This is a genomic window from Nocardia violaceofusca NBRC 14427 (assembly GCF_963869435.1).
Classification (GTDB): Bacteria; Actinomycetota; Actinomycetes; order Mycobacteriales; family Mycobacteriaceae; genus Nocardia; species Nocardia aobensis.
Genome location: NZ_CAWMPM010000030.1, coordinates 129105 through 152261 on the forward strand (window position 1 = coordinate 129105; position 23157 = coordinate 152261).

General features: G+C 67.3%; 19 protein-coding genes and 1 tRNA gene. 6 read left to right on the plus strand and 14 right to left on the minus strand.

Annotated features, from left to right (window positions below; all coding sequences use genetic code 11):
- Positions 1–23: 23 nt before the first annotated feature.
- Positions 24–368, minus strand: a complete 345-nt coding sequence (locus tag AC5592_RS24345) for a YrdB family protein (RefSeq protein WP_063065499.1) — start codon at positions 366–368, stop codon at positions 24–26.
- Between the two features lie 167 nt (positions 369–535).
- A complete protein-coding gene (locus tag AC5592_RS24350; protein WP_036497426.1) occupies positions 536–898 on the minus strand; it encodes an ArsR/SmtB family transcription factor in 363 nt (120 codons plus the stop codon).
- A 93-nt stretch (positions 899–991) separates the two neighbouring features.
- Between AC5592_RS24350 and AC5592_RS24355 the strand changes: the two genes are divergently transcribed.
- The 3 genes from AC5592_RS24355 (at position 992) to AC5592_RS24365 (ending at position 4878) form a co-directional block, all read left to right on the plus strand.
- Complete coding sequence (locus tag AC5592_RS24355; protein ID WP_063065500.1) at positions 992–2950, plus strand: heavy metal translocating P-type ATPase; 1959 nt, start codon at positions 992–994, stop codon at positions 2948–2950.
- A 176-nt stretch (positions 2951–3126) separates the two neighbouring features.
- A complete protein-coding gene (locus tag AC5592_RS24360) occupies positions 3127–3984 on the plus strand; it encodes a cyclopropane mycolic acid synthase family methyltransferase (RefSeq protein WP_063065501.1) in 858 nt (285 codons plus the stop codon).
- Positions 3985–4026: 42 nt separating this feature from the next.
- A complete protein-coding gene (locus tag AC5592_RS24365; protein WP_036497421.1) occupies positions 4027–4878 on the plus strand; it encodes an alpha/beta fold hydrolase in 852 nt (283 codons plus the stop codon).
- Between the two features lie 96 nt (positions 4879–4974).
- On the opposite strand, the gene AC5592_RS24370 is transcribed toward AC5592_RS24365, so the two are convergent.
- The 3 genes from AC5592_RS24370 to AC5592_RS24380 form a co-directional block, all read right to left on the minus strand.
- Positions 4975–5130, minus strand: coding sequence for a DUF6131 family protein (locus tag AC5592_RS24370; protein ID WP_086006819.1), 156 nt, complete (start codon positions 5128–5130; stop codon positions 4975–4977).
- Positions 5131–5296: 166 nt separating this feature from the next.
- Positions 5297–7702: a serine/threonine-protein kinase gene (locus AC5592_RS24375; protein WP_063065502.1), complete on the minus strand. Its 2406-nt coding sequence runs from the start codon at positions 7700–7702 to the stop codon at positions 5297–5299.
- Between the two features lie 213 nt (positions 7703–7915).
- Positions 7916–10381, minus strand: a complete 2466-nt coding sequence (locus AC5592_RS24380; RefSeq protein ID WP_063065503.1) for an FHA domain-containing protein — start codon at positions 10379–10381, stop codon at positions 7916–7918.
- Between the two features lie 553 nt (positions 10382–10934).
- Here AC5592_RS24380 and AC5592_RS24385 point away from each other — a divergent pair.
- A complete protein-coding gene (locus AC5592_RS24385; protein WP_232329520.1) occupies positions 10935–11891 on the plus strand; it encodes a glycoside hydrolase family protein in 957 nt (318 codons plus the stop codon).
- A 289-nt stretch (positions 11892–12180) separates the two neighbouring features.
- Here AC5592_RS24385 and AC5592_RS24390 read toward each other — a convergent pair whose 3' ends face one another.
- Positions 12181–12435: a MerR family transcriptional regulator gene (locus AC5592_RS24390; protein ID WP_051024138.1), complete on the minus strand. Its 255-nt coding sequence runs from the start codon at positions 12433–12435 to the stop codon at positions 12181–12183.
- A gap of 545 nt (positions 12436–12980) precedes the next feature.
- Between AC5592_RS24390 and AC5592_RS24395 the strand changes: the two genes are divergently transcribed.
- Positions 12981–13184, plus strand: a complete 204-nt coding sequence (locus tag AC5592_RS24395; protein WP_036497396.1) for a cold-shock protein — start codon at positions 12981–12983, stop codon at positions 13182–13184.
- Between the two features lie 235 nt (positions 13185–13419).
- Here AC5592_RS24395 and AC5592_RS24400 read toward each other — a convergent pair.
- From AC5592_RS24400 to AC5592_RS24420, 5 genes are all read right to left on the minus strand, one after another.
- Positions 13420–13495 (minus strand) — tRNA-Thr (locus AC5592_RS24400).
- A gap of 57 nt (positions 13496–13552) precedes the next feature.
- Positions 13553–14110 carry a YdeI/OmpD-associated family protein gene (locus tag AC5592_RS24405; protein ID WP_232329521.1) on the minus strand — a complete coding sequence of 186 codons (558 nt, stop codon included), beginning with the start codon at positions 14108–14110 and terminating at the stop codon, positions 13553–13555.
- Between the two features lie 99 nt (positions 14111–14209).
- Positions 14210–15421 carry a DNA polymerase III subunit delta' gene (locus tag AC5592_RS24410; RefSeq protein WP_036497393.1) on the minus strand — a complete coding sequence of 404 codons (1212 nt, stop codon included), beginning with the start codon at positions 15419–15421 and terminating at the stop codon, positions 14210–14212.
- Positions 15422–15521: 100 nt separating this feature from the next.
- Entirely contained in the window at positions 15522–18377 is a 2856-nt protein-coding gene (topA, locus tag AC5592_RS24415) for a type I DNA topoisomerase (protein WP_063065526.1), read from the minus strand.
- 438 nt (positions 18378–18815) lie between these two features.
- A complete protein-coding gene (locus AC5592_RS24420) occupies positions 18816–19022 on the minus strand; it encodes a cold-shock protein (protein ID WP_011206895.1) in 207 nt (68 codons plus the stop codon).
- A gap of 435 nt (positions 19023–19457) precedes the next feature.
- Here AC5592_RS24420 and AC5592_RS24425 point away from each other — a divergent pair, with 435 nt between their 5' ends.
- Complete coding sequence (locus tag AC5592_RS24425) at positions 19458–21833, plus strand: DEAD/DEAH box helicase (RefSeq protein ID WP_063065504.1); 2376 nt, start codon at positions 19458–19460, stop codon at positions 21831–21833.
- Positions 21834–22197: 364 nt separating this feature from the next.
- Here the strand turns inward: AC5592_RS24425 and AC5592_RS24430 are convergent, their stop codons facing one another.
- From AC5592_RS24430 to AC5592_RS24440, 3 genes are read right to left on the minus strand one after another with little or no spacing between them, the layout of a single operon-like run.
- A complete protein-coding gene (locus AC5592_RS24430) occupies positions 22198–22599 on the minus strand; it encodes an Rv3654c family TadE-like protein (RefSeq protein WP_306304657.1) in 402 nt (133 codons plus the stop codon).
- Positions 22596–22943: a TadE family type IV pilus minor pilin gene (locus tag AC5592_RS24435; RefSeq protein ID WP_036497392.1), complete on the minus strand. Its 348-nt coding sequence runs from the start codon at positions 22941–22943 to the stop codon at positions 22596–22598. The genes AC5592_RS24430 and AC5592_RS24435 overlap by 4 nt, the downstream gene beginning before the upstream one ends.
- Entirely contained in the window at positions 22940–23152 is a 213-nt protein-coding gene (locus AC5592_RS24440) for a DUF4244 domain-containing protein (RefSeq protein WP_036497391.1), read from the minus strand. Before AC5592_RS24440 ends, AC5592_RS24435 begins: the two co-directional genes overlap by 4 nt.
- Positions 23153–23157: the final 5 nt, after the last annotated feature.

A 23157-nucleotide genomic window follows, 5' to 3' on the forward strand; every position in this document is an offset into this window, starting at 1 on the left:
GCCGGCGCGCTACGAATTCAGGGCTACGAATTCAGGTGGCCCAGCTTGATCGCCAGCAGATTCGCGATCACGACGCCCGCGAAGACGACCGCCGCCACCCGATGGCCCAGTCCCCACAGCGCGGCCGCGGCGCCACCGAACACGACGACCTTGGTGATCACCGCGAGCAGCGGAATATCGAAACTCGCCTTCGGCGCCGCGAACATTCCCCACGCCACCGCGGCGGCCAGCGGGATGCCCAGCGCCAGAATCACTTTCATCACAGTGCTGTCACCGGCGCGCCACCCCCACAGTCCCAGCACCACCAGCGCGCCGAGCTCCACGGCTAACGCGACGGTCAGGTTGGCCCACTTCCACAGTTCCTGCATGACTGCCCTCTCGTTTTCTGGAGAGCAGCGCTCTCTAATAAGAGCAGTGTGCGCGAGGGACGAGGTGTTGTCAACGCCTCCGCAGGCCGGTTCCCGCCGGCGCGGACAAAACGGAGACACCGGCCCCCCACAGGACCGAAAGGCCCGTGAAGTGTCCCGGAACGTCCTCAGCCGGCCGTTCGCGGTCGATCGGACAGGCCGAGACGCAGGTGCTCGCTGTGATACACCGCCTCGTCCAGCAATTGCGCGACATGGGTGTCGTAGAGGCTGTAGACGATGCTGCGACCGGCGCGAGTTCCGATGACGAGGCCGAGGTTGCGCAGCAGACGGAGCTGATGAGAGACCGCGGACTGCTCCATCCCCACCGCCTCGGCGAGTTCGGAGACCGGCCGCGGCCCCTGGCGCAATTCACTGAGGATCAGCAGCCGGCTCGGCGTGGCCAGGGCCTGCAGGGTGGTCGCTACATGCGCGGCGGACTCACTGTCCAGCCGGGCAACCGGCCGATCGCGGCCCTCGACCCCATGTCCCATAACCGTGGAGTTTAGCCGACCAGGTATACATGAAGACCTCTTCACGTGTTCTGTTATTCTCGGGTTGTCCGCTCCCGACCTTCGGAGGTTTTCGTGTCCGCACCGGCCGCCACGCGCCCCGCCGCGCTCACGGCGATACCCGCGCGGCGGACGCGGCTGTTCGCACTTCCCGAAATTCGTTGGGCCGCAGCGGCTCTCCTGCTCTTCGCGGCCGGCTCGGTGGCCCGGCTCCTGCACACACCTCCCGAGGTGTGGTGGTCGCTCTATCTGGCCTGCTATCTCACCGGCGGCTGGGAGCCCGCCCTGGCCGGCGTGCGCGCCCTGCGCGAAAGGACACTGGATGTCGACCTGCTGATGGTGGTGGCCGCGATCGGCGCCGCCGCGATCGGGCAGATCACCGACGGCGCACTGCTGATCGTCATCTTCGCCACCTCGGGCGCACTGGAGGCGTTCGCGACCGCGCGCACCGAGGATTCGGTGCGCGGCCTGCTCGATCTGGCACCCGATACCGCCACCCGGATCGACGACGGCGTCGAAACGACCGTCAGGGCAGCGGATCTGGAGGTGGGCGATGTGGTCCTGGTCCGTCCCGGAGATCGCATCGCGGCCGACGGCACGGTCGTGGCGGGGGCGAGCGAGGTCGACCAGGCAACCATCACCGGCGAGCCCATGCCGGTGGACAAAACACCCGGTGACGAGGTGTTCGCCGGAACCTCGAACGGCACCGGGGTCCTGCGCGTGCGGGTCGGGCGCCGGGCCGAGGATTCGGTGGTGGCCCGGATCGCCGCCCTGGTCGAACAGGCCGGCCGGACCAAGGCGCGGGCGCAGCTGTTCATCGAGAAGATCGAGCAGCGCTATTCGGTGGGCACGGTCGCGGTGACGCTCGCGGTGTTCGCCGTGCCGTTGATCTTCGGTGCGGCGCTGCGCGATTCGCTACTTCGGGCCATGACGTTCATGATCGTCGCCTCACCGTGCGCGGTGGTGCTGTCCACCATGCCGCCCCTGCTCGCCGCGATCGCCAACGCCGGCCGGCACGGCGTACTGGTGAAATCCGCGGTCGTGATGGAACGGCTGGGCAGCACCACCCGGGTGGCCTTCGACAAGACCGGCACGCTCACCCGCGGCGTCCCGGAACTCACCGATGTCCGGGTGCTGCCCGATTGCCCCTGCACGGTCGAAGAAGTCCTGCGCTGGGCCGCGGGCGCGGAATACTCCAGCGAGCACCCGCTGGCCACCGCGGTCGTCCGCGCCTGTCATGAACGCGGACTCGCCCTGCCGCCCGTCGACCATTTCAGCGCGCAACCCGGGCGCGGTGTCACCGCCACCGTGGACGGTCACCTCATCGAGGTGGGATCGCCTGCCGCACTGCTGGATTCGACCGACAAGGACGCTGCGTCCGTCGTAGCGGAGATACAGGGCGCGGGGCATACCGCTGTGATCGTGCGGCGCGAGCACCGGTCGCTCGCGATTCTCGGCATCACCGATCAGACGCGCCCCGAAGCGGCCGATGCCGTCGGCGCGCTCACCGAAATCACCGGAGCCGCACCGGTTCTGCTCACCGGCGACAACCTCGCCGCCGCCCGGCAGCTCGCCGGCCGGCTCGGACTCACCGATGTCCGGGCTGAGCTGTTGCCGGAAGGTAAGGTCGCCGCGATCGAAGAACTGGAAGCGGCGGGCGACCGGGTCACCGCCGTGGGCGACGGCATCAACGACGCACCCGCGCTCGCCGCCGCGCACGCCGGAATCGCCATGGGCGGCAACGGGTCCGACCTCACCCTGCATACCGCCGACGCGGTCGTCATCCGCGACGATCTGACCACCGTGCCCGCGGTCATCGCCCTCTCGCGCCGCGCGCGCCGCACCGTGATCGCCAATCTGATCATCGCCGCGACCTTCATCGCCGTCCTGATCACCTGGGATCTCGTCGGCCACCTTCCCTTACCGCTGGGCGTCGCCGGACACGAGGGTTCCACGGTCATCGTCGGACTCAACGGTCTGCGCCTGCTCCGGCGCAGCGCGTGGGGAAGCGGGCCGACGCACGGGAGCAACTGACGGTTTCGGCGGCCACCTGCCCGGACCTCGGCCGATCCGCCGATCGCGTCCCTTCGCCGTGGCGGGAGGCGCATACTGATCGAGCGCGCATGGTGCGGCGGCCGGGGTCGAACCCACCGCCGGGGTACCTCGTATCAGAGACAGAACGTTCCCGAAACCGACCATCAGAGGTCACCATGACCGATCTGTCACCGTTCTACGCCGACGTGCAGGCCCACTACGACCTGTCCGACGATTTCTTCGCCCTCTTCCTGGATCCCACGCGCACCTACAGTTGCGCGTACTTCCGTGAACCGGACCTCACCCTGGAACAGGCACAGCTCGCCAAGATCGACCTGTCGCTCGGCAAATGCGATCTGCATCCGGGGATGACCCTGCTCGACATCGGCTGCGGCTGGGGTTCGACCATGCTGCGCGCCGTCGAGAAATACGACGTGCGCGTGATCGGCCTGACGCTGAGCCGCAACCAGTACGAGCACGTGCGGGAGCTGCTGGACCGGCTGCCGCCCGGCACCGGGGAGGTGCATCTGCGCGGCTGGGAGGAATTCGACCATCCGGTCGACCGGATCGTCTCGATCGGAGCCTTCGAACATTTCCGGCGCGAACGCTACGACGCGTTCTTCGACCGCTGCCACCACCTGCTGCCCCCGGACGGCCGCATGATGCTGCACACCATCATCGGCTTCCACCGCCACCAGCTCCGCGAGATGGGCATCCCCCTCACCCACGAATATCTGGCGTTCAGCAAGTTCGTCCTCGACGAGATCTTCCCCGGCGGTCAACTTCCGCAGCCGCAGTGGATCGGCGAATACGCCGAACAAGCCGGCTTCACCCTGCACGACGTCCAATCGCTGCAGCCGCACTACGCCCACACCCTCGACCTCTGGGCACAGGCCCTCCGCGACCACCGGCCCGAAGCCGTCGCCCTGACCTCCCCGGCCGTCTACGACCGCTACATCCGCTACCTGACCGGCTGCGCCGACCTCTTCCGCGACGGCTACATCGACGTCCGCCAGCACGTCCTGCTGGCATGACGGACGCCGCCACCGAACTGAAACGTGTTCTAGTGTGGCGGCATGGATGTGAGTTACGAGGGGACCGCGCGGGAGATCGCGACGGACAAGGGCGTGCTGCGATACCACGAGGCCGGGAACGGTCCGCCGCTGTTGCTGCTGCACGGCTCCGGGATCGGCGTCAGCGGGTGGCGGAACTACCGGGGCAACCTCGGCGCGTTCGCGGAGCGGTTCCACTGCTACGTGCTGGAGTTCCCGGGATTCGGGGTGAGCGATCCCGTCGACGGGCATCCCGTGCTGACCGCGGGGTCGTCGGTCGTCCGATTCATGGATGCGCTGGGCATCGAGTCCGCCGCGATGATCGGCAACTCGATGGGCGGGGTGGTCGGCGTCAACGTGGCGATGAAACACCCTGCGCGCGTGCGCAAGTTGGTCACCATCGGCGGTCTGGGGCCCAACATCTTCAGCCAGAACCCGAGCGAGGGCACGCGACTGCTGCAGGACTTCGCCGACGCCCCGAGTCGCGAGAAACTGGTGCGCTGGCTGGAATGCATGGTCTACGACCGCAGCTTGATCACCGAAGAACGCATCGAGGAGCGCTGGGAAACCGCGAAGGATCCGGACTCGCACAAGACGCTCGCGGCGATGTACGGCTCCCGGGCGTTCGCCGCGCAACAGCAGATGATGGCCACCTCCGGAGTGCCGCCGTACTGGTCCATGCTGGGTACGGTGCAGTGCCCCACCCTGCTGACCTGGGGTCGCGACGACCGCCAGTGCCCACCCGATATGCCGATGATCCCGATGCGCCTGATTCCCGACGCCGAACTGCACATCTTCCCGAACTGCGGGCACTGGGTGATGATCGAGGCCAAGGAGGCGTTCGAGCGGGTCACCATGGAATTCCTGCTGCGCTGACGTCCGCGACTTATGCGAAACCGCCCCGGAAATCGGCTTCCGGGGCGGTCGCGTGTTCACGTCGCTGCCGCGCGCAGCCCGCGGCGGCCGCGCGCGTCAGTAGTAGTGCGCGCGGCCGGCCACCGGGCGCCCCAGCGCTCCCAGCAGAGCCAGCGCAGCTCCCACGACCAGCGCGATGATGCCCAGCGTCCACAGGATCGGAATCCCGAGCAGGAAACCGAGAACCAGAAGGACAACCCCGAGAGTGATCACAGCAATCTCCTCACTTTCGCTCACCTCGCACCGATCCGGCGACCGGCTGCGATCAGCGGTGGCTCGAACCATCCGATACCCGCATATCCGGGAGTGAAACGAACTCTCTTCATTGCGGGGACGATTCGCTGATCGGAGCCTCGAGAAGTCGGCGAGTTTCGGAAACTCACCGCCGACCGGCAGCCTCCTGATGTTCGGGATCCACCACTCGCTCCAGTGCGCGCAGATCGGCCTCGAGCGCCCGGAACAGGACATAGGCGACCACGAAGGCGACGATGGAGCCCACGCACAACACCCGCACCGCGACGATGATCTTCGGAGTATCGCTCAGCGGCAGGAATGTCACCCCGGCCACCGCCAGCAGTGGCACCGACGCCGCCACCGCGAGATATCCGTTGCAGCGGCGATCGAGCCGGCGCAGCTGCACCGCATCCTCGCGGCTGATGTCGCCGTGCCGGAGAAACAGCGGGTAGACGCAGCGGACCATGTAGAAGGTCACCAGGAAGAACGGATATGCCACCGCCATCGCGCCGCACACCAGCAGCCCGCCCACGAAGTGCACCATCTCCTGTCCGGTGAGCTCGTGGGTCGCGAAGTGCAGCACGAGCGGGAACAGAATCGCCGACAGGCTCCAGAGCGAGAACGCCACCACCACACACCGATCACCGAACAGCAGGGCATCGGATCTGGCGCGGGCGAGTATCCGGGAGTCGTATTCGCGTCCGCGCCGCATACCGCGCGGAACGGCGAGTAGATAGCGCGACAAGTACAGCACGGTCACGACGCCCACCGGGAAGAAGACCGCGTTCACCGTGCTGGTGAAAATCCACCATGTCTGCTGGGCGGACACACTCATCCGGTCGATGATCAGGGTTCGATTGTGCAGCGTGTTGTACACGGCCGCAATCACATTCGGGGCGCCGAAGGCCAGCACCACCAGCGGCACCAGCCACCTCCGCGCCCGGAAACGCCAGCTGGTGGGTGCCGGATCCACCAGTTCGCGGGCCCGCGCGTCCAGGCACAGTTCGAACTGCTGGGCCAGTTCGTTGCCGTTGGACCACCGCTTGTCACGCGTGGGCGCCAGGCAGGTCAGCAACACCCTGCACAGTGCCGCCGGACAATCGGGCGGAATGCGTTGCAGCGCAGCCGAATCCACACCGGCACGGCGACGTGCGAGCATCGCCCCCAGCGCGGTGGAGTCGCTGCGCTCACCCGCGGTGCTGTCGTCGAACGGCTTGGCACCGGTCAGCAGCTCCCACAGCACCACACCCAGCGAGTAGATGTCGGAACGGGTATCCAGATCGTCGGCGGAACGGTGGTAGCCGGGATGGCAGGCCTCCAACTGTTCCGGCGACATGTACGACAGCGACCCACCGAAGTACGCCACCGGATTGGCGCCGGCCACCTCGCGGCTGAAACTGATGTTGAAATCGGCGAGTTTCGGCACCGCTTCCGCGGTGAGCAGCACGTTCGCCGGTTTGACGTCGCGATGCAGCACGCCGTGCTCGTCGGCGTAGGCCAGCGCCTCCGCGAGCCGGCGGCCCAGCCAGGCCACGGTTTCCGGCCACGACAGCGCCGCGATCTCGGCGCGCACGCTGGAATCGGTCGGGCGGATCTCACCCTTCTCCTCCATCGCGGCGTCGACCGCGTCCAGCAGCAACCGACCGCTGCGCTGGTCGGCAGGGGTGGACCGGACCCGGCGCAACACACCCAGCAGGGTGCCACCGGGCAGAAACTGCATGTACAGCAGCCGCAGTCGGCGGCTGCGGGAATCACCGTGCGGGTCCGGTTCGCCCAGCAGCCGCTGGTCGAAGATCCGGACGATGTAGTCGTGGTCGAGCTGGGCCAGCGTCTGCGGTTCGGTGCCGCGGTCGGCGGAGATCTTCACCGCCACCAGCCGCTGCAACGAGCGCTGCCGGGCCAGGAACACCCGCGCGAAGGCTCCGCTACCCAGCCCGGTGAGCAGATCGAAATCATCGATGCAATCGCCTACCTGGATGCTGTCCAGCCGAGCGACCTGCGATCCCGTCGTCTCCTGTTCGGCGAACACGTCGCCCGTGGTGCGGGTGCCTTCGGGGGCGACCATGGTCGAGGCGATGGCAGTCGGGTCCGCACCGGCGCGTTGAGTGCTCCGATCCTCGTCGTCGGCATTGAGCAACTCGCTCAGCTCGGGCGCTTGCGCGGGATATTCGCGCAGATATTCGCTCGGATCGACCCGCTCGCCGCTGTGCCGGCGAATCACGAACTCCTCATAGACCAGGCTGGCCGGAACGCGGTCCGGCGACAGCTCGGCGAATTCCGCGCAGTAGTTCCGCAGCCGCTTGCGGGGCGGCGGCTCGGGTCCGCCGGACGGCGTGAGCGCGGGCCGGCGCAGCCAGCGCTGGCGCAGGTCGACGCGGATCAGTTCGATCAACGCGTCCAAGCGCAAGGTCTCTGCGTCGGGCAGGTAATCGCTGATAGCCGGGGCCGGGGCGTCCGATTCCCACGCGGCTGCGAAGGCGGCCACCGCGCCGGATTCGAGTCCGGCCGTTGATCGTCCGAAGTCGCTGTCTGAGCCGGAGCCGTCGGTCATATCCGCTCCTGTCGAATCCGAACCGCACACTGGCCGGTCGGTGAAGCGATGGATGCGATCCGCCACACCCAACACCATCATCCCCGAGAGGCGGTCCGATCGAGGAGAAATCGCACGGCCGCATCCGGTCGACCCCCGGGGCGCCGAGGCCCGCTGTGACTACGTCGATCCGGGCGACGTCTTCGAGGTCGTGCCGTAATCGGTTTGCCGGCGTCAAATCCGCGCGGGGCGGGCGCCGCGCCGCCGTGGACGCAGCTGATACAGCCGGTATCCGGCCAGCGCGAGGAAAACGGCCCCCAGGCCGGCGACGACCCCCATGTCGATCAGCCACGTGCCCAGGGTATGTCGCCACAGCGGGTCGGGTGCGCCGTTGTGCGGCGACAGGGTGTCCAGGTCGAGGGTGGACGCTGCCGCAGCGTAGCCCCAGCGGGACGGCGACAGGTAGGACAGCTGTTCCAGAACAGGGGTGCCGGGCAGCCGTACCAAACCGCCGGTGAACACCAGTTGCGCCATGGACAGCACAATCAGCAGTGGCAGCGTCTTCTCCGAGGTGTTGACCGACACCGAGACCAGCAAGCCCAACGCCAGCGAGGCGATGCCGAGCATCGCCATCGCCAGGATCAACTCCAGCGGGACCGAGGTGAATACGCCTTTCGCCGGCATGCTCACCCCGATGGTGCCGATCAAGAACAGCACCGCCGCCTGCAGGATGGTGATCACGCCCAAGACCAGGAGCTTCGACATCAGGTAGACCCCTGCGGACAGTCCGGCCGCGCGTTCTCTGCGGTAGATCGTCTGCTCCTTGACGATCTCGCGAATCGAGTTGCCGGTGCCGATGAAACAGGCACCGAATATCAAGATCATGAGCTTGGTGGGGGCATCGGTGTTGGTTCCGGGCGCCCCGGCGAAACCCTCGCCCGACGGCACCGCGGCGATCAAGCCACCGAGAATCAGCGGCATCACGCCGAGCAGCGCCAGGTAACTTCGGTCCGAGGCGATGACCGCCAGGTATCGCCGGCACACCGTACTGAGCTGGCTGAGCTTGGACTGCGACGCGGGCGGGGGTGCCGGTGCGTGTACGTCCGCCGGGCCGACATCGTCGGTCGGCCCGATCTCCACGTACTGCTCGAAGCGTGGCGATTCCCGGAATTCAGCAGCCCAGTCGCGGTCCTCCTCGCGGTCGAAGGACTGAAACACCTCGGCCCAACTGCGCTGCCCGAACTGCTGCAACCCCTCCGCGGGCGGTCCGTAATAGGCCAGCCGACCGCCGGGTACCAGCACGAGGAGGCGGTCGCAGGAATCGAGGTTCGCGACACTATGGGTGACGACGATCACGGTGCGCCCGTCGTGGGCCAGTTCGGACAGCATGTCCATGACCGTCTTGTCCAGACCCGGATCGAGGCCGGAGGTCGGCTCGTCGAGGAACAGCAGGGACGGTTTGGTCAGCAACTCCAGTGCGACGCTCACCCGTTTGCGCTGGCCACCGGAGAGCCTATCGATGCGGGTGTCGGCATGCCGGGCCAAGCCGAGCTCGGCGAGGACCTCGTCGACCCGCTGCCCGCGCTCCTCGGGGCGCGTGTCACCGGGGAAGCGGAGTTCGGCCGCGTACAGTAGCGCGCGCCGCGTCGGAAGTTGGCTGTGCAGGATGTCTTCTTGCGGAACCAGTCCGATGCGGTGGCGGAGTTCGTCGTAGTCGGTGTAGAGGTCGCGTCCGTCGTAACGAACCGTCCCCTCTGTCGCCGGACGCAACCCGGTCACCGCGCCGAGCAACGTCGATTTGCCCGCTCCACTGGGTCCGATGACCCCGACGAGCGAGCGCTGCGGAATCGGGAAGCTCACCTCGTCGAGGAGAACCTTGCCTTCCGATGTCCGCACGATGAGGTTCTGCACCGAGACCGACACGTCACCGGTGTCGACGTACTCCCGCAGTTCGTCGCCGACCAGCCGGTAGGTGGTATGCCCCATGCCGATCAAGTCGGATTCGGACAGGTCCGCCGAATCGACGCGGGCGCCGTTGACGTAGGTGCCGTTATGGCTGTCGAGGTCGACGACCCGATACCGGCCTGCGCCGATCACTCGCAGTTCGGCGTGATGACGGGAGACCATGAGGTCGGGCACGACGATGTCGTTGTCGGAGGCCCGCCCGATCCGGAGTGTGTCCGAGACGATCGGGACGACCGCGCTGGGGCGAGCCGCCGGAGGCGACGACCGCGCGACCTGGCGGGGGCGGCCCCCCGGATGGACCGTCGTCATGGTGGCTTCATCGTCGAGCTGGTAGCCGGGATCGGGGACGAGCATCGTGTCGCCGCCGGTATCGCCGGACGACTCGCGGCCGTGCTGTCCTTCTCGCCCCTCCACCGAACAGGCCAACTGCTCGCCGTTCACGGCGTGACCGAGCTGGAACGTCTCGTCATGATCGATCAGCATCCGATCGACGCGCTGACCGTCGAAAAAGGTGCCGTTGAGGCTGTGCGCGTCCTCGATTTCCCAACCGTCCGACCCGCGCTCCAAGACGGCGTGCACGGAAGATACCCGCGGATCGGTCACCACGATGTCGGCCGCCAGATCTCGGCCGACATTGTATGAACCTCCCGCGTGCAGCCGATAAACGCGCTCTCGCGTCTGCACCACAAGAACGGGCGCCTCGGGAAATTCTGTGGAGGACTGATCATCCGCCATAACGGGAGTATACGACTCGAAACGCCCTGCCGCCGCAAAACCGGCCACCGGGACTTCCCTGGCAGGGTCCGCTCTGCTCCATTTTCGCGCGGCCCTGAACCGCGCTGACCAGCGAGAACGACCGGCGAGTGGAGAGCCACCACCACCCGGCAGCCACTGACGAGGCAGTGCGGCCGCTGCACCGATACCCGACCGAACCAGCCGCGGAAATCACCGTGACGAGCTCGGAAATACCAATTCGATCGAACCCGAACAAAATCTCGAAGCTGAATATTCCCATTGATTCATCGCGCCGGAATTCCGATACATCCCATATTTTTCCCACAGCCGTGACCGCGCTACGCGTCTTCCACGTCGACCACAAGGCACTGGAACCGGGACGGCCGGCGTCGGCGCCTGTGCTGCCACCACAACAGCAGCATCGACCTCCTCACCACGCGCGGTGTGTCAGCAATCATTCAGCGTTCACGAGCTGAATAATCCGCATATGACGTCGATCGGGCTGCCCCGCAGAGCGATGCTCGCCCTAGCCGCGTGCGTACCGTTGAGCGTTGTGGCATCCCGGCGCGCAGGGGCCGCCGCCCCGCCGATCCGATACACGATGACGGCGTTCACCAACGACAGCCAGACCGATATGTGGGTCTACGAATCCACCGACGCAACGAATTTCCGGCTCGTCCAGGCCGACGCCTACCGTCCACCGGACGCCGACCCCACCGGCACCCCGGCAGCGGCGGCCACGACCGAGAAGGGCTTGTGCCGCGACCCCAGCGTCTTTCGTCACATCGACGGCGAGTACTACGTGACGTACACGACCGCATGGGACGGCGACACCATCGGGTTCGCTCGCAGCCGCGACCGGATCCACTGGGAGTTCCTGTACGAGTACACGATTCCGTTCGGCGGTGTCACCCATACCTGGGCGCCGGAATGGTTCGTCGACGGTGACGGCACGGTCAGCGTCCTGGTGAACATCAACGACGGCACGGTCTTCCGGCCCTACGTCATGACCGCGACCACCTCATCGCTGAGCCGGCTGCATTGGACCACGCCCATACCGCTGGCAGGCGTCATTCCCGCACCGGGCGGCCTCGGCTACATCGACACCACGGTCAAGTTGTCGCAGGGACGCTACTACGCCTTCGTCAAGAACGAATCGACCAAGAACGTCGAGGTCGCGGTGGCCGACCGCCTGGTCGGCCCGTACACGTTCGCGCGAACCGGGAACTGGGCGCGCTGGGGCGGACCGGGCCCGGGAGAACCGCGCGAGGGACAGTGCGTGATCCCGCTCCCCGACGGCCGATGGCGGATCTACCTGGATGCCTACGACCTCGACGAACCCACGCACGGTCACTATCTGTACAGCGACACCGTCACCGACGACCTGCTCGGCGAGTGGACCACACCGAAGGACCTGCCCGTCCTGTCCGGTTTCGTCCGCCACTTCACCGTGTTACCCGAACAGCTGAACACCGGCCCCCAACCGGGTCCGAAGCCCGCCACGCGGTGAGGACGATCGGGCCGCGGCCTGCCCGCCTGTCCTACGGGGACAAGTCGAAACGCCGCCAGGTGATACCTGGCGGCGTTCGTGTTGGTGAGCCGACGTCCAACATGCGCCTCTCGGCGAGTGGTCGCTCGAAGCGACGAATGGGGTGCGGCCCGGGGCTGTCCGGACGCCGACAGCGCATACAACTTGGAAGGTCGGCGAACTATTCCACCGGATGCCAGCCCATGCTGTCGGCCTGGGCTGTACTCGGGTACCGCCACAGCCTTGGACGATGCAGTCGGGTCGGCCGGTGTCAGTTTTGTTGGGTGAGTTTGGCGTTGAGCTCACGCGCTTCGGCGAGCTGGTCTTCGAGGATGATGATCCGGCAGGCCGCCTCGAGGGGGGTGCCCTGGTCGACGAGTTCGCGGGCACGGGCGGCGATACGCAGCTGGTAGCGCGAGTAGCGGCGGTGCCCGCCGGCCGAGCGTTGCGGGGTGATCAGTTTCGCCTCGTCCAGGGTGCGCAGAAACGCCTGGGTGGTGCCGAGCATGTCCGCGGCCCGGCCCATCGTGTAGGCGGGGTAGTCGTCGTCGTCGAACTTCTCGTTCGCGGTGGGTGATTCAGAAATCCTGTGGCCTCCATACGCCGGAGCGCCCCGATGCCAGACGGCACCGGGGCGCTGAAAGGGGGAATGTACTTGCGTCTTCCGACATGTAACCGAAGCGTCGGCGATCACACGGACCAGATGTACTTCCGAGTGACCCGACGGGCAACTCCTCCCTTCTTCTCACGGGTTACTTCAACTTTCCGTTCCACTTCATTTCTTGCCCGGCGGGCGGCGAGACCGTCGTACTTGCTGGTCCCGCAGCCGCGCCCGCCGTCTTCCCTCTCACGGGCAGTTCATCATCTCCCGTGCCATCTCGACACTTTCTTTCCTTACGACGAGACAGAAGTTACCCCCATCACGCGATGGATGTCTACTGTCGCCACTACAGCTTTTTTGGGTCGGCCTCGGCGGGTCATCACACCGGGTCCCAAGGTGTGGCATGGTGGAGGCGGGTACGGGTTGTTGCAGTGATCGCCCGGCTCGCTACAGGAAGTTACGAAAAGTACATGTCACAAGGCACCGTGAAGTGGTTCAACGGCGAAAAGGGCTTCGGGTTCATCGCCCAGGATGGGGGCGGCCCCGACGTTTTCGTCCACTATTCCGAGATTTCCGGCTCCGGCTTCAAGTCCCTGGATGAGGGCCAGCGAGTCGAGTTCGAGGTCGGCCAAGGCCAGAAGGGCCCGCAGGCCCAGAGCGTCCGCGCCATCTAGAGCCGACAGAGAGTGAAGCCCGCACCGATGGTGCGGGCTTCCTTGCTTTCCGACCCAGCACCAGCGGCTCACGCTGGTCCTGGTCCCCCACCGACTATCGCGCCCGGATGTTCCCCGGCGGTGCACACAGTGGAACGCGCTGACCTGCGATGTCAGCCGAATTGGGAATTAGTTTGTGAGTCAGGGCCTCAGGGTCCGAATCACGGGAACCGGAAACCGGCTCTACCGGGAAGTATGGAGCCGCCTGGGGGAATCGAACCCCCGACCTTTTCATTACGAGTGAAGCGCTCTACCGACTGAGCTAAGGCGGCGTGCCTTTCGGCGGTGCGAGTCTATCGTCTTCGGTGACCGAACACGAAAACGGCAGGTCATCGCCGCAGCGTCGCCATGATCTCGGCCAGGCGGCGGGCCTTGGTGGTCGGGGTCCGGGCCTTCAGCAGAGGTAGGACGAGTAGGTAGCGGGCCGTTCGGTCCAGAGCGGCGAAGCGATCGGCCGTCGTGGTATCGGCGGCCAGGGCCTCGGCAAGCTCGGGCGGAACGGGTGCCGAGCGCTGGGGCGCGTAAGCGGCGGCCCAGCGACCGTCGGCGCGGGCGGCCTCGACCGCGCGGAGGCCGGGTGGGCGCATCCGGCCCGCGGCGATCAGGGCCTCGGCTCGCGCGACGTTCACCTGGGACCAGGTGCTGCCGGGACGCCGGGGTGAGTAGCGCTGGAGGAACGAGTGGTCGTCGTGAGCGCGCCGGTGACCGTCGATCCAGCCGTAACACAGGGCCACCTCGGCGGCCTCGTCGATGGTGATCAGAGACTCGGACGAACCCTTGCGGGCGATCATCAGCCAGGCGCCGTCGTCGGTGTGGTGACCGTCGAGCCAGTCGGCCCAGGCGGCGGCATCGGGAAAGCGGTTGGCGGCAGGGAGTTTTCGCACCACGGTTCGTCCTTTCGTCGAACTCCATGCTGCCGGTCGAAGTGCTCATCTTTTGAGCACTTTTCTCGATGAGGTCGCCGGAAGGTCGGTCGCGCCGGTCGATCAGGCGGAGCGGGCCGCGATGAGGCCCGCGACCATCGCCGCGATGGCGAAGCGGGGCTTGACGTTCAGATCGAGGGCCTCGCGGCAGGCGAGGACGGCCTCGATGGAACGCAGCAGCCCCTCGGGTCGCACCTCGTCGGCCAGATCGCGGATCTGATCCGACAGGTCGGGGTGGGTCAGGGTGATCGCCGGGGACGGATTCGTGGTGGAGGTGCCGAAACGCAGGGCCAGCGCGTCGCGGTACAGGCCCGCGACATCGATCAGCGCCCGGTCGAGGGCGTCGCGGCTGGTGCGGGTGGCGCGGGATTTCTGCCGGCGCTCGAGATCCTTCAGCACGCCCGCGGAACCGCGGGTCGCCGAGGCGGCGCCCTTCCCGGTGCCGCCGGCGCCCAACGCGGTCGCCAACTCATCGCGTTCGCGCTCGTCCCGTTCCGCGCTGACCTGTTTGGCCTCCTCCTCGGCGGATTTGACCAGTTCGTCACCGGCCGCATAGGCGGCGGCCGGCCGGGTGACCGCCGAGACCAGCGACAGTGCGCGGGTCCGGCGGGTGCGGGCCTGCTCATCGGTCGCGAGCCGACGGGCGCGGCCCACATGACCGCCGCTCACCGAGGCCGCCCACGTCGCCTGGTCCGGGCTCAGCCCGTCGCGCTCGCGCAGCACCTGCGCGATGGCGTCCACGGACGGCGTCACCAGGTGGACATGCCGGCAGCGGGATCGCAGCGTGACCGAGATGTCCTCCGGGTCCACCGACGGTGCGCACAGCAGGAATACGGTCCGCTCAGGCGGCTCCTCGACCACCTTCAACAGCACGTTGCCCGCGGCCTCGGTCAATCGGTCGGCATCCTCGATCACCACCACCTGCCACCGCCCGGTGCTGGGACGCCGGGCCGCGACCTGCACGATCTCCCGCATTTCCTTGGTGCCGATGCTCAGCCCCTCCGGAATCACCCGCCGGACATCGCCGTGGGTACCGGCCATGGTGGTGGTGCACGCATGGCAGTGACCGCAGCCCGGCGTGCCCTCGGCCGTACATTGCAGCGCGGCCGCGAAGCACAGTGCCGCAACGGATCTGCCGGATCCGGGCGGCCCGGTGAACAGCCAGGAGTGCGTCATCGCCGAGGACGCGATCCCGGTGCGCGCCGCCACGGCGGCAGCGGTCAACTCGGACTCGACCGAGTCCTGGCCCACGAGCCGATCGAAGACACCTGCCACGCGCTACACCCTAATCGGCCGCACCGACAAGCCGACCGGCACCGAGCAGCCGCCTACTACGCCACTCCCGCTACGACGCCGCCCGCTACGACGCCGCCCGCTACGACTCGGCCGTCGACTTCGCCGCGGCCTTCTTCGCGGGCGCCTTCTTGGCCGCGGTCTTCTTCGCGGTCGTCTTCTTCGCGGCCGCGGTGGTCTTCTTGGCCGTCGACTTCGCGGCGGTCTTCTTGGCGGGCGCCTTCTTCGCGGTCTTCTTGGCCGCCTTCTTCACCGGGCCCTTGGCCCGGCGATCGGCGAGCAGTTCAGAGGCCCGCTCATCGGTGATCGACTCCACCTCGTCGCCCTTGCGCAGGCTGGCATTGGTTTCGCCGTCGGTGACGTACGGACCGAACCGCCCGTCCTTGATCACCATCGGCTTGCCGGTGGCGGAATCGTTGCCCATCTCCCGCAGCGGCGCCGCACTCGCCGCCTGGCGTCCGCGGCGCTTGGGTTCGGCGTAGATCTTCAATGCCTCGTCCAAGGTCACGGTGAAGATCTGGTCCTCGGTGGCCAGGGAGCGAGAGTCCGTGCCCTTCTTCAGATACGGGCCGTAGCGGCCGTTCTGCGCGGTGATCTCGTCGCCCGATTCGGGATCCTTGCCGACCACCCGAGGCAGCGACAGCAGTTTCAGCGCGTCCTCGAGGGTGATGGTCGACAGATCCATCGACTTGAGCAGCGAGCCGGTCCGCGGTTTGGGTGCGGCTGCCTTCTTGGCGCCTTTCTTGGCGTCGAGGTCGGCCTCGGGCTCGGGCAGGATTTCGGTGACATACGGCCCGAAGCGGCCCTCCTTCGCCACGATCCGATGCCCGGTTTCGGGGTCCACACCGAGCGAGCGCCCCTCCTGCGGGGTCGCGAACAGCTTCTCCGCGACCTCGGGTGTCAACTCGTCCGGCGGCAGATCATCGGGCAGATTCGCGCGCTGGGAAACCGGATCGCCATCCGGATCGTCCGGGTTCTGAACCATGCGCTCCAGATACGGACCGAAGCGCCCGACCCGGACCACGATGTCGCGGTCCTGGTCGTCGGTGAACATCTTGATCGAGTTGACCTCGCGGGCATCGATATCGTCGAGCCGCTCACCGACCATCCGCTTCAGACCGCCGGAGCGTGCCACCGACCCCTCGGCGCCGTGGTCACCACCGAAGTAGAAGCTGGTCAGCCAGTTTCCGCGCTGCTCGCGACCGCCGGCGATGGCGTCGAGATCGTCTTCCATCGCCGCGGTGAAGTCGAAGTCGACCAAGCGGCCGAAGTACTCCTCCAACAGCCCGACCACCGCGAATGCCACCCAGGACGGCACCAGCGCACTACCGCGTTTGTAGACGTAGCCGCGGTCCAGGATGGTCTTGATGATCGAGGCATAGGTCGACGGGCGCCCGATACCCAGCTCCTCGAGCGCCTTGATCAACGAGGCCTCGTTGTAGCGCGGGGGCGGATTGGTGGTGTGCCCGTCGGGCGTCAGCTCGGTGGCGTTGACGTTCTGGCCCTCGGTCAGCGCGGGCAGCCGCGATTCCGCATCGTCGGACTGGCCGCCCGCATCCTCGTCGACACTTTCCACATATGCCTTGAGGAAGCCCGCGAAGGTGATCGTGCGACCGGACGCGGAGAACACGCATTCCTCGCCGGTGCCGGCGCGGCCGGTGATCCGGACCGTCAGCGTGGTGCCGCGCGCGTCGGCCATCTGCGAGGCGACCGTGCGCTGCCAGATCAGCTCGTAGAGCCGGAATTCGTCCTGATCCAGCCGGGCGTGCAGCTGGCCCGGCGTGGCGAACGTGTCACCGGCGGGCCGGATCGCCTCGTGCGCCTCCTGCGCGTTCTTGACCTTGCGGGTGTACTGCCGCGGCGTCGGATGGACGAACTCCGGGCCGTACAGCTGGGTCGCCTGCGCGCGCGCCGCGCTGATCGCCGACTCCGACAGCGTCGTGGAGTCGGTACGCATATAGGTGATGTAGCCGTTCTCGTACAGCCGCTGCGCCACGCGCATCGTGCGCTCGGAACCGAACCGGAGTTTGCGCGCGGCCTCCTGCTGCAGCGTCGAGGTCATGAAGGGGGCATAGGGCCGCCGGGTGTACGGCTTGGATTCGACCGAGGTGACCTGGAAATCCGCATTCTCGAGCCCCGCGGCCAGCCGCCGTGCCGCGGCTTCGTCGAGGACGGTGACACCGTTGCGAGTCTTGAGCTGACCGTCGGATCCGAAATCCCGGCCGCCCGCGACGCGGGAACCGTCGACGGTGACCAGCCGCGCACCGAAGATCCGCGGGTTGGCCTCGTCGCTCTCCCGGCCGCCGGCGTCGAATTTCGCCGCGATGTCCCAGTACTCCGCGGAGCGGAACGCGATGCGCTCCCGCTCGCGCTGCACGACGATCCGGGTCGCCACCGACTGCACCCGGCCCGCCGACAGTCGCGGCATGACCTTCTTCCACAGCACGGGGCTGACCTCGTAGCCGTAGAGGCGGTCGAGGATGCGCCGGGTTTCCTGGGCGTCGACCAGGTCGTTGTCGAGTTCGCGGGTATCGGCCGCGGCGGCGCGAATGGCCGGCTCGGTGATTTCGTGGAACACCATGCGCCGGACCGGAATCTTGGGCTTCAGCGTCTCGAGCAGGTGCCAGGCGATGGCCTCGCCCTCGCGGTCGGGGTCGGTGGCCAGAAAGAGTTCGTCGGCGTCGCGCAGCAGCGTCTTCAGCTCCGAGACCTTGGCCTTCTTGTCCGGACTGACGACATAGATCGGCTCGAAATCGTGGTCGACGTCGACACCCAGCCGGGCCCAGGACTGGCCTTTGTATTTGGCCGGCACATCCGCGGCACCGCGCGGAAGATCGCGGATATGGCCGACGGACGCCTCGACCGTATAACCGCGGCCCAGATAGGGCGCGATCTTGCGGGCCTTGGTCGGCGACTCGACGATGACGAGACGACGCAGGGGACGCCCCCGGCCGGCTGCGGCCGCATCGGGCCCGGCGGAGGCCGCATCGGGAGTCGGCGATGCACCGCGGTCTCGTGTTGCCACCGGCGAACACACCTTTCCTGTCGACCCGCGCGGCGCAGGCGCGCGGCGCGCGGCTGGGGCAAGAGGGAGAGACGAATGTCTCCCGCCAGAGACGTTTATACCGTGTTTCGCTGTCGTGGAGTCCGCACTGCGGACCCGCGACCCAGGAGTCTCGGCTGTTCTGCGCGGCACATCCCCGTGGGTACCGTCCGAACCGAAATGGCTGCGAACTGCAGAAAAACCCCCTTGTGGGCAACTCGATCAGATCGAAAAGCCCCGGTTTTCGATCGAGTCTACTTCCCCCGCATATGACTCGTCCCTCACCGCGTGCTCGCGGTGAGGGACGAGATCAGACCTTGTTGGGTTACTCGCTCAGCTGAGCGCGCGAACTCCGGTGGCCTGCGGGCCCTTGGTGCCCTGGCCGACCTCGAATTCGACCTTCTGGTTCTCCTCGAGGGTGCGGAAGCCCGAACCCTGAATCTCGGAGTAGTGGACGAAGACGTCAGCGGAGCCGTCCTCGGGCGCGATGAAGCCGAACCCCTTCTCCGCGTTGAACCACTTCACAGTTCCCTGTGCCATTCTGTTCCTTCTCTTTCCATACCGGAACGGCGGACAAGTTAGGTTGGTCCACCGGGTCCGTTCCGACCGCTGTACTCTGTTCCCCCTGCAGGAAGCTTCAAGCACACCGTTCGCAACATCGATCCTGCTGATGGTTTGGACCTTTGATCCGTTCCCTCGAACACAGAAGCTTGCGACCGAGAACTAGTGAACCATGTCCGCGCGCAATTCGACAGCCGAGTTACCGACAATTTGCAAAAAAGATGATCTTGCGAATGTGCAGGTGAGGGGCACAATGCCCAAATCCAAACTTGAAGTAGGTTTGCTTAGCGATAACCGAGCGAGCGTCAGGCAAACAGACTGTGACGCAGGTCGCTACTCGGTAGTGAATTGGCAGCTCGGGCGAGCACGGCACACACGGTTCACACTTTCTTCGCGGCACACGGTCTCGGTCCGATGAATCCGAAAGGCCCGACACCGGACACCGCCCGCGCCGAGACGATCAGCTATGGGGGATCGTTGCTGAATCGTGTCCTTTTCGGAGTGCCGGATGCGGAAAGTCGTATCACCCATGTGACCGAACTTCCGGCCCGCGCGGCGCGCACCAGCGGATGGCCTTCGTGGGCCGCCCCGGAAGTGGTCGACGCGCTGCGGGAATCCGGTGTCGAAGCACCGTGGGCACATCAGATCCGCACCGCGGAACTGGCCGCGGAGGGCACCCACGTCGTCGTCTGCACCGGGACGGCCTCGGGCAAATCCCTGGGGTATCAGCTGCCGGTATTGACCGACCTGCGGCGAGATCCGCGAGCGACCGCTCTGTATATATCGCCGACCAAAGCGCTCGGGGCCGATCAATTCCGCGCGGCCGCGAGGCTCACCCATGCGGGCAGCCTGCGCGATATCCATCCGGCCACCTACGACGGCGATACTCCGCCCGAGGTCCGGCAGTGGGTGCGGGCGAACGCGCGGTGGCTGTTCACCAATCCCGACATGTTGCACATCGGCATCCTGCCGGCCCACCAGCGCTGGGCTCGGATGCTGCGGCGGCTGCGCTATGTGGTGGTCGACGAATGCCACGCCTATCGGGGTGTATTCGGGTCCCAGGTCGCGATGGTGCTGCGCCGGCTGCGACGGCTGGCCGCGCATTACGGCGCGAATCCGACCTTCGTCCTGTGCTCGGCGACCAGCGCGGATCCGGCCGCGGCCGCCGAACGGCTGATCGGTGCGCCGGTGACCGCGGTGACCGACGACGGTTCGCCGCAGGGCGCGCGGACGGTCGCCCTGTGGGAGCCTCCGCTGCTCGGCGACCTCGGCGGTGAGAACGGCGCCCCGGTGCGGCGGGCGGCCACCACGGAGGCGGCCCGGATCATGACCGACCTGGTCGTCGAGGGTGCGCGGACGTTGACCTTCGTTCGCTCCCGCCGGGCCGCCGAGGTAGTCGCCATCGACGTACAGCGCATGCTGGCCGAGGTGGATCCGTCGCTGGCCGGGCGCGTGGCGGCCTACCGGGCCGGATACCTGGCCGAGGACCGGCGCGAACTGGAGAACGGCCTGGCGGACGGGTCGCTGCTGGGCGCGGCCACCACGACCGCACTCGAACTGGGCGTCGACATCGCCGGGCTGGATGCCGTGGTGATGGCGGGTTTTCCGGGGACCGTCGCCTCGTTCTGGCAGCAGGCAGGGCGGGCCGGACGTCGTACCCAGGGCTCGCTGGTGCTGCTGGTGGCCCGCGACGATCCGCTCGACACCTATCTCGTCCATCACCCGCACGCTCTGCTGGACAAGCCGGTCGAGGCGACCATCACCGATCCGCACAATCCCTACGTCGCCGGACCACATCTGCTGTGCGCGGCCTGCGAACATCCCCTGACCGACGCCGAGCTGGACGACCTCGGCGTCCGGGACGTGGCCGCCGACCTCGCCGCGCAGGGGCTGATCAAGCGCCGGGAGAACGGCGGTGGACCGGCCCGCTGGTATCCCACCTCGAGCGCCTATCCGCACGACGACGTCGATGTCCGGGGCGGAATCGGCTCCCAGATCGCGATCGTCGACGCGACCAGCGGCAGGCTGCTGGGCAGCGCGGATTCCGGGCGGGCGCCCGCGACACTGCACGCCGGTGCCGTACATCTGCATCAGGGCGAGACCTACGTGGTCGACGAACTGGACCTCGAGGCCGGAGTCGCGTTCGTCCACGCCGAGCAGCCCGGTTGGACCACCAGCGCCCGGATGGTCACCTCGGTCGCGATCGACGAGCGCACGCACGAGCAGGTATACGGCCGCGTCACCGCCGCACTGGCCAGAGTCCGGGTAACCCGCCAGGTGGTCGGTTATCTGCGCACCCTTCCCAGCGGAGAGGTCCTCGACCTCATCGAACTCGACATGCCCGAGCAGACGCTGCCGACCCAGGCCGTGTTCTACACCGTCACGCCGCGACTGCTGGCCGCGGCGGGGATCGAGCCACGCCGCGTGGCCGGCGCCCTGCACGCCGCCGAACATGCCGCGATCGGGATGTTGCCGCTGGTCGCGAGCTGTGACCGGTGGGATGTGGGCGGCGTGTCCATCGCCGAGCACCCCGATACCGGGCTGCCGACCGTCTTCGTCTACGACGGCCATCGCGGCGGAGCCGGATTCGCCGAGCGCGGCTTCGCCCGGTTGCGGACCTGGTTGGCGGCCACCCGGGCGGCCATCGCCTCCTGTTCGTGCCCACAGGGCTGCCCCTCGTGCGTCCAATCCCCGAAATGCGGCAACGGGAATTCCCCGTTGGACAAGCAAGGCGCGGCCGCCCTGCTGACGGCCGTCCTCTCCGATCTGCCCGACGAGGCGCCGAACTGACCGGCGGGGCCCAACATTGCAGGCCATGACCTGCTCGAATCCGTTTCGTGACGATGCGGACACCGCCGGTAGACGTGGACGCCTCCCAGACCGACGGGCCGCGCCCCGGATTCGGCGCCGACTGCCCGCTGCCCGAATAAAGAGGAAGTCGATCATGTTAACCGGCGCATTGCCCTAGCGAATAACGGCCATGTGCGCATTCACATGTGTGCATTTATCGGAATCCCGCAGCGCCGAATGCTTGCACAATTGTGCCCGCCGAATTGAATGCCGGCCGAATGGGAAATCCACGACACTTACCGCTCCATACTGTGGCTCGGGTCACCCATTCTTTCTCACACCAACCGTCCGGTATTCATGATCGTTATTCCGCACTCACCGGACCGGCTCGCGCGACCGCCACAACTGATCGCTTGCCCAAAAGAGCGAGCGGCACCGAACCATCGACGGTTACCGTCACATCCCAATCCCGGATCGCACACGCACGTAGCCGCATCCGCATTCGCCGCACTACCGAATCCGCTTGTTCACAGGCCGCCTCGGCGCCGGAATCCAGTGCACCCGCTGCGGCCAATGCCGCCGAATCGGCGGCACTCTGCGCCAGGTGGCGTGCGCACACCACCGCCGCGAACTGCACGATCACGATCGTCACCACCAACAGTGCGGTGAGCGCCAGACATGCGGTGACCGTGGCGCCCCCGTCGCACCCGCGGCAGCGGCACGCGGCCGGCGCCATCGCGGCCCGCGCCGGTCCGTCCGCTGTCATCGCGGCTCTCCCGGTTCACGCACGGCGACCGCCTCGGCCCGTAACCGCAGCATGGGCAGCAGCGGCGCCCGCGCCCGGACGACGGCGACGATCCGGTCGCCCTCCGCACGCACCTCGATATCGGCGCCGGGCGGTGCCACCCGCTGTGCCGCCGGCAGAGCTTCCGCCTCGGCGCCGCGCGCCGTGAGACGAGCCGCTTCCCGAGCGGCGTCGATACAGCGGATCTGCATCGACGCCGCCAGCAACGCTTCCACGCAGAGCACGACGACCACGACCACCGCCGCCAGCGCGATCGCCGCCTCGACCGTGACCGCACCCCGCTCGCTCGTGCGGGCCGACCTCATACGGTGGTGTTCAGTGCCCTGTCGATGATCTTGGTCAGCGCGTTGACGATGGAGTCGCCGGTCACCACGGTGTAGAGCACCGCCCCGAACGCCGCCGCGGCGATCGTCCCGATGGCGTATTCGGCGGTACTCATCCCGTCGTCGGTGACCGCTACCTGGATCAGCCGCGAACGTAGTTCTCGCACAACCGATTGCGTTGCTGTCAACATCGGTC

Excerpts from the sequence above, each read along its gene's own strand:
- AC5592_RS24345 (WP_063065499.1), bottom strand. The coding sequence starts at position 368 with ATGCAGGAACTGTGGAAGTGGGCCAACCTGACCGTCGCGTTAGCCGTG.
- AC5592_RS24350 (WP_036497426.1), bottom strand. The coding sequence starts at position 898 with ATGGGACATGGGGTCGAGGGCCGCGATCGGCCGGTTGCCCGGCTGGAC.
- AC5592_RS24360 (WP_063065501.1), top strand. The coding sequence starts at position 3,127 with ATGACCGATCTGTCACCGTTCTACGCCGACGTGCAGGCCCACTACGAC.
- AC5592_RS24365 (WP_036497421.1), top strand. The coding sequence starts at position 4,027 with ATGGATGTGAGTTACGAGGGGACCGCGCGGGAGATCGCGACGGACAAG.
- AC5592_RS24375 (WP_063065502.1), bottom strand. The coding sequence starts at position 7,702 with ATGACCGACGGCTCCGGCTCAGACAGCGACTTCGGACGATCAACGGCC.
- AC5592_RS24380 (WP_063065503.1), bottom strand. The coding sequence starts at position 10,381 with ATGGCGGATGATCAGTCCTCCACAGAATTTCCCGAGGCGCCCGTTCTT.
- AC5592_RS24390 (WP_051024138.1), bottom strand. The coding sequence starts at position 12,435 with ATGGGCCGGGCCGCGGACATGCTCGGCACCACCCAGGCGTTTCTGCGC.
- AC5592_RS24395 (WP_036497396.1), top strand. The coding sequence starts at position 12,981 with ATGTCACAAGGCACCGTGAAGTGGTTCAACGGCGAAAAGGGCTTCGGG.
- AC5592_RS24420 (WP_011206895.1), bottom strand. The coding sequence starts at position 19,022 with ATGGCACAGGGAACTGTGAAGTGGTTCAACGCGGAGAAGGGGTTCGGC.
- AC5592_RS24425 (WP_063065504.1), top strand. The coding sequence starts at position 19,458 with ATGAATCCGAAAGGCCCGACACCGGACACCGCCCGCGCCGAGACGATC.
- AC5592_RS24430 (WP_306304657.1), bottom strand. The coding sequence starts at position 22,599 with ATGACAGCGGACGGACCGGCGCGGGCCGCGATGGCGCCGGCCGCGTGC.
- AC5592_RS24435 (WP_036497392.1), bottom strand. The coding sequence starts at position 22,943 with ATGAGGTCGGCCCGCACGAGCGAGCGGGGTGCGGTCACGGTCGAGGCG.
- AC5592_RS24440 (WP_036497391.1), bottom strand. The coding sequence starts at position 23,152 with ATGTTGACAGCAACGCAATCGGTTGTGCGAGAACTACGTTCGCGGCTG.